This window comes from Bradyrhizobium sp. SZCCHNR1053 (assembly GCF_032381235.1).
In the GTDB taxonomy this organism is placed as follows: Bacteria; Pseudomonadota; Alphaproteobacteria; order Rhizobiales; family Xanthobacteraceae; genus Bradyrhizobium.
Genome location: NZ_JAUHJM010000027.1, coordinates 1 through 1,441 on the forward strand (window position 1 = coordinate 1; position 1,441 = coordinate 1,441).

Here is a 1,441-nt window from a genome sequence, read left to right on the forward strand (position 1 = left end):
GGGCTACGGGATTCCCGGTTTTATGCTTTGGGTTGCAAGTAGATAGCCTTCAAGCATTGCAGCGAGACGATCCCAGCCGTCTCGCATTGTCTTTGGCCCTGGTGGTTTACCGTAGCAATTCCAGCCGCCGAGGCGTGCCGCGATCCATGCGACGAACGCGAGGGAATCGGGAGGATGTGGGTTCTGCTGCCGCGCGGTCTTGCCTTCGAGCGTTTTTGATAGGTGCCCCAGAGCTGGTCTGAAGGCCGGGTCGATCACGTCGCTCATGGGACGGGGACTGCCGTCTCTGGCGTCGACAAGCTGGATGGTCCGGATAGCGCCAGCAAGCCCGATCGCCGCGAGATTGAACATGCGATCGGCATCGATGACCTGACTGTCGTCGAGAGCCAAGCCATCGCTCTTGAGAGCACGGAAGACCTGTTCGATGCGCCAGCGCAATCGATAGAGTTGCATGATCTGTTCGGCATCTGCCGCGCTGGCAACGGAATGGGTCGTGAGCAGATGCCACAACAACGGTGTTTTGCCGGCGGGCGCATCGATCTCACGCGCCTGTATCAAAGTCATTTCGATGGCATCGCAGGCCTCTGATCGTTTCAGGCTCTGTGGCCGGGCAAGAGACACGCTTCCGGCGCGAAGCTCGACGGTCGCCCCGCGCCCTTTATCGCCGGGGCCGCGCGGCGCCACCTTGACGAGGCTTGTTTTCAGCACCTTCGTCTCGGCAAGCGCTGCAAACAGCATTCTGCCATCGGACAGGCAGCGATCCTGCGCAGCACGCACGATCAGATCGAGCCCTTCCGGCTTACGCGTAAACAACGGGTAGATGTCGCTTTCGCGATCGGCGACCATCGTGACGCTGGCCGCCTCCGATAAGACGCCGGCAGCCGCCTGACAGCCATACAGCCATACAGCCAGCGTATCGACTCCTTATCCTCGATCGCTCGCTTGCGGCGAGCCGGAACTCGTCCGGCTGAGCGCGTCCAGATTTCCGCGTCGACAAGTCCCAACACCGCCTCGCTCTCGACGTCGAGGGCAATCACGGGATGGATGAAGAAGCCGGGTGTTTTTCCGTCCCCGCCAGGACCGAAGCCGCGCCGCTTCTTGTCACGGCCGGAGAAATTGATCTCGCTCGTGTCCTGGATCGCCAGAATACGCCGTCCCACGCATTGAGCCGCAGTCCGAGCCGCCAGCGTCTCGACGATCCGATCGACCGAGACGTGGTGCGAGGACAGAAATCGGTGAATGGCCTTCTCGCCGGCTCGCGTCTCCCCCAACTTCCGCAAGACCAGCGTGCCTGCTGTCGCCACCCGTTCGATCAGCCAGTCAGCCCGCTCCGCAACTCGAATATCGCCAAATGACATTCAAAGCTCTCCACCGAACCGGTCGAAAACTTTGAATCACATCCAGAAATCGCTTGGAATCGCTTTCGGGCATCCCGTAGCCC

Annotated in this window: 2 protein-coding genes; both read right to left on the reverse strand. The window is 61.0% G+C overall.

All coding sequences use genetic code 11. From position 1 onward, the window contains the following. Positions 1–3: 3 nt before the first annotated feature. Complete coding sequence (locus QX051_RS29420; RefSeq protein WP_315778520.1) at positions 4–846, reverse strand: IS4 family transposase; 843 nt, start codon at positions 844–846, stop codon at positions 4–6. Further along, the gene (locus QX051_RS29425; protein ID WP_315778521.1) at positions 780–1,358 is read right to left on the reverse strand and encodes a hypothetical protein; all 579 of its coding nucleotides are present in this window, start codon (positions 1,356–1,358) and stop codon (positions 780–782) included. Before QX051_RS29425 ends, QX051_RS29420 begins: the two co-directional genes overlap by 67 nt. Positions 1,359–1,441: the final 83 nt, after the last annotated feature.